The following is a 4,602-nucleotide window of genomic DNA, read 5'->3' as shown; positions in this document are numbered from 1 at the left end:
ACTGTTTTTCTGTCTGATAGACGTCCCGGCGCAGGTTATCTACCATGAGAGCGACGGTGGAGGTGAAGGAACTGAAACGCTGTTCCTGAATGCCGCTCAGCAGGGCATTGGCGCGAACCATGTCACCGCGCTGAACGGAGGGGATAATCTCTTCAAGCAGGGTTTTCTTGTAGTCGTTCCAGATCGCCTCAGCCTTGATAATGGCTTCACGTTTTTGTTGTGATTCGATTAATCCCTGCACATCATCGTATTTAAAGTCAATATCGTCGGTATGATCCTTGATTTTAGCCAGTAGAGCCTGGGCATCATTACGATCCCGCTCTGCCATAAATGCCAGTACCTCGCCGTTTAACTGGTAGATGTCAGACTTGAGCAGGGCGATTTTTTCCAGGGCATCTTTGCTGTTACGGATGGTTTTGTAGTTGCTGCCATTGATCCTGACTTCGTTCAGAAGCATGGCTCCCAGCACCACAACGATCAGAATGGCGGTAAAGGAGACCAGCGACAAGAGGAACATTCTGGTGCGCAGTTTCAAGCCAGAGCAAGTTGTGCCGGGGGTGCTATCTTCCACGGAGAACAGTTCCTTTCGAGGGTGCAGATGCCTTAAAAAGCCGAGGAACTATAACAGAGCTGTGCAGAACAGGGCAAGCGAAAAGGGGGGCTGTCTGGGCTGAGCAAAGAGCCTCTGTAAACGCTGTAGAGCTGCATCGTGGCCGTATTTCGAAGGAATGGAGAATTGGCCCTGATGATCAAGGGGGATGGAGGATTTTCCCAGGGCAGTCTCTATCTGAAGATTGGTGAGCGGTAGGTAGAGAATCTGCTGCAGTCGCACCAGAGGTGTGAATGCAGCAGATTATACCAAACAGCAGCATGAGAACCATAAGGCGTTTTACTGGATGCTGCTTCCCTTTTCATTCAAGGCGACCTTTTCTTTGGTCTGGTCAAGCTCTTCAAGCAGTGCCTGTCGAATCGTACGCAGCTTTTTCAGATAGGCATCCGCCTGGGGACCGACACCACAGTAAAACTTTTTGGCGCGGTCCATATTGCCATCGGCTACATCCAGTTTGCTCAGCAGGGTGCGTACCGCTGCCTCGGCACATTTTTCATCATTACGCATCTCTTCAGGTGTGTAGCCATGGCTGCGGGCCTGTTTAGGCATCAGTTGCCAGACACCGATGGCCCCTTTGATGGAGGTCGCCTTGGACGATAGCCGGTGACCGCCGGTTTCAGCCAGGGCTATTTCTGCCAGGTCAAGGGGAGAGAAGGGGGTCCCCAGCGTTTTAAAGTAGCAGAGAGCCGCAAGGTTGCGGGCGCGTTCAGGAGTGGTTTGACGGGCAAAGGCCAGTTCAATAACCGGCACCTGACGTTTGCGCTCTGTCAGGGAAATCCCTTTTTCCATGACCGTACGAATTTCCTTTTCAAGGGAGGTTTCAGACAGATCGCGGTCAAGTGAGGCATGGGAAGCAGCAGGTTGAGGCCCCTTGCTGCAGGCCATAAACAGAACAGGGGTCCAAAATAGGGCCAGACCCACGGTTAAACAGCTGATTTTTTTGATGATAGTTTGTTTTTTCATAAGATTGAGTGGGGAAGGCTGGGCGGGTGGTGCCGGACAGGCAACCAGGGCCGGAAGTGTTGGAAGAATTTGTCCGGCAAACTCCTTTCATGCTGAAATTACCGACAAAATTATGATGTCGGCTTGAAAAACGACAAAAGTCCCGCTGATTGACGCGAGACTTTAAGCTGAACCGTTAGGTTGAATTGTATGAAGCTTATAGCAAATATGCTGCTGGATGTCAAATTAAAATAGGTTTAAATTAATAAAAACAGTATGTTAACTATGTCGCGAGGTCTTTCAGGGTGATGTTTGCCAGGATGCCACGCACCTTTTGCTGTACCTGGTGCCAGACCGGATGCACGGTGCATGTTACATCACGCTCGCATTCGCCCGCCTTCAACACGCAGCGGTTGGGGAGGATTGGACCTTCCACCGCTTCTACAACCTGTAGCAGCGTAATATCTTCCGGAGGGCCGGCCAGTAGAAAACCGCCGCCAGTACCGCGGAACGACTTGACAATGCCAGTCTTGCTGAACTGCTGGAATATTTTTGCCAAAAAGGTCTGGGGTACATCCACCGCTGCTGCAATTTCACTGAGCAGTGAAATCTTGTTGGGAGGCTGGCTGGCCAGATAAATAATACCGCGTATGGCGTAGTCACCCTTACGGGTTAGTTCCATCATGGGAGGCTCCTAAAAGGACTTTGATGGTCCCTTTATATCGTGGCTACAAAAGACTTGTCAAGTCCTGTTAGCTTACTGGTCTGCTCCCGATCTTCTTGAACAGGTGGTACCTCCCGGGGTGTTAAGTCGTTTCGGGCTCAGGAATCGTTTTTTTCTTTCCAAAGATCAGCGCCACCCATACGCTGACCTCATACATCAGGTAAAGCGGGATCATGATCACAAACATGGTTACCAGATCTGAGTGGAAGGCGGCCACTATGGAGCTGGCCAGCAGGGCATATTTGCGTTTGGGAGCTAGGAACTCGTAAGAGACAATACCAAAGCGTGAGAGCAGCAGGGTGAGGACCGGCAGCTCGGCAATCAGGCCAAACAACAGGATCAGCCGCAGGCAGAAATCAACATAGGCTGATAGTGACAACCAACTGCGTAGTCCCTCGGTTTCGTAGGAGAGCGAAAAGTTAATGATAAATGGCCAGATGGTGGTCAGAAAAAACATAGCACCAAGACAGAAGGCAACCGTGGCCACGGTGATAAACGGCACCACCAGTTTGCGCTCTTTGCGGGTCAGGCCGGGGGCGATAAAGGCCCAGATCTGATGAAAGACAATCGGCAGCACAAGTACAAAGCCGGCAATCACCGATATCTTGCACTGTATAAAGAACGGCTCAAGTGGCGCAGTGTAGTTGAGGGAATGCTGCTTTTTTGGTTTGTTCAGTTCTTTTTCCAGGTTTGCACGGCCATAGATGGCTGGATAGTTTTCTTTAAGGTAGAGATAGCCCTTCTGTTTGGCCGTGTCCAGGTAGGTGGCGCCGGTCAGCGGCTTTTCCATGAAGACCAGAATTTCGTCGGCCAGGTTCCAGGCAAAGCCCATGCCGATGACTACTGCAATCACGATGATGATCAGACGTTTGCGTAATTCTACCAGGTGTTCAATAAAAGGCAGGACCTTGGATGGTTCTTCAGACATGACAGCTCCTGTAGGTAATGATTGGGCAACGCTAGCACAAGCGATATAAAGGCGCAACTAGCGTCGACGTTTTTCGTTCGCGGTGCCTTTCAGTATCGGACGTTTTCCTTTGATCGGAATTCGTGGATACTCTTCTGTTGCTGAGGATCGCGTTGCTACCAGATCTCTATGGACAACTGTATGGCTCTCCAGCACAAACTCAATCCTGCGGGCCTGGGGATTGACTGCAACCACCCGAACCCGTGCCGGATCGCCGATCCGCAGGATACGTCCGGTCCGGCGTCCCACTAGGGAGTGGTTCTGTTCGTCAAATGAGTAAAGATCGTCTGATAGCGTGGAAAGGTGTACTAATCCTTCCACAAAGACTTCGGACAGTTCAACGAAACAGCCGAATCCGGTCACTCCGGCAATGAATCCGTCAAACTCCTGGCCGATCTTGCCCTGCATGAACTGCAGTTTCTTCAGTTCCACAATATCCCGCTCTGCCTCCATGGCCACCCGTTCCCGAGTGCTGGTGTGCTCGGCAGATTCGGAAAGGGTGCTGCTGATCCGCTCCAGTTCATGCTGCCCTTTTTTGTCCAGCGTGCCAGCCTTACGATTCAGGGCCAGTTTCAGCAGGCGATGGACGATCAGATCAGGGTAACGTCGGATCGGTGAGGTGAAATGGGTGTAGCAGCTGGAGGCAAGACCAAAGTGCTTCAGATTTTCTGCAGCATAGCGGGCCTGTTTCATGCAACGCAGCAGGCCGTAGTTGACCAGCCGTTCCTCCGGCTTACCTTCGGCATCGGTGATCAATCGTTGCATTGCAGATGGTTCTACCTGATCTCCCTTCATCTCCAGGGTAAAGCCAAGTGGCAGAATAAAGTCGCGAAAAGCGGTCAGCCGTGTCGGATCAGGCGGTTCATGGATCCGGTAAATGAAGGCCATATCCTGTGCTGTTACAAAGCGAGCCACAGCCTCGTTGGCAGCCAGCATGAACTCTTCAATCAGCTGGTGGGCCAGGTTCCGTTCGCTCTTTATGATCGCTTCGGTTTGTCCGGTCAGGCTAAGGATGATCTCCGGTTCAGGTAGATCAAAATCAATGCTTCCCCGTTGCCTGCGCATTGCCTGCAGAATCAGGGCCAGCTCCTTCATCTGCAACAGCATCGGGGTCAGGGCACGATCATCTTCGAGCACTTTTTCATCGCCATCAATGATGACCTGTTTGACCTTGGTGTAGGTCAGGCGGGCATCGCTCTTGATCACACTGGGGTAGAAGCTGGACTCCAGCATTTTACCCTGCTGGTCAAAGAGCATCTCGGCGGTCATGGTCAGGCGATCAAGATGTGGATTCAGGGAGCAGATGCCGTTTGAGGGCCGTTCCGGTGACATCGGGATGCAGCGATTCGGGAAGTAGAC

5 protein-coding genes are annotated in these 4,602 nt (G+C 51.7%); all 5 read right to left on the bottom strand.

Going from position 1 to position 4,602, the window contains the following annotated elements; genetic code table 11:
* On the bottom strand, nt 1-571 hold a 571-nt coding region (locus OEL57_RS14390), incomplete at its 3' end, for an MCP four helix bundle domain-containing protein (protein ID WP_300741378.1).
* 318 nt (nt 572-889) lie between these two features.
* Nucleotides 890-1,495: a transglycosylase SLT domain-containing protein gene (locus OEL57_RS14385; RefSeq protein ID WP_300741377.1), complete on the bottom strand. Its 606-nt coding sequence runs from the start codon at nt 1,493-1,495 to the stop codon at nt 890-892.
* Nucleotides 1,496-1,835: 340 nt separating this feature from the next.
* Complete coding sequence (locus OEL57_RS14380; protein ID WP_300741375.1) at nt 1,836-2,237, bottom strand: RrF2 family transcriptional regulator; 402 nt, start codon at nt 2,235-2,237, stop codon at nt 1,836-1,838.
* A gap of 121 nt (nt 2,238-2,358) precedes the next feature.
* On the bottom strand, nt 2,359-3,204 hold the full coding sequence (gene tatC, locus OEL57_RS14375; protein WP_300741373.1) for a twin-arginine translocase subunit TatC: 846 nt from the start codon (nt 3,202-3,204) through the stop codon (nt 2,359-2,361).
* Nucleotides 3,205-3,261: 57 nt separating this feature from the next.
* The coding region (locus OEL57_RS14370) for a ribonuclease R family protein (protein ID WP_300741371.1) at nt 3,262-4,602 on the bottom strand (1,341 nt) is incomplete at its 5' end.

Origin of the sequence: Trichlorobacter sp. (assembly GCF_030247655.1) — a bacterium.
Lineage (GTDB): Bacteria > Desulfobacterota > Desulfuromonadia > Geobacterales > Pseudopelobacteraceae > Trichlorobacter.
This window is presented reverse-complemented; position numbering and strand designations above follow the sequence as displayed.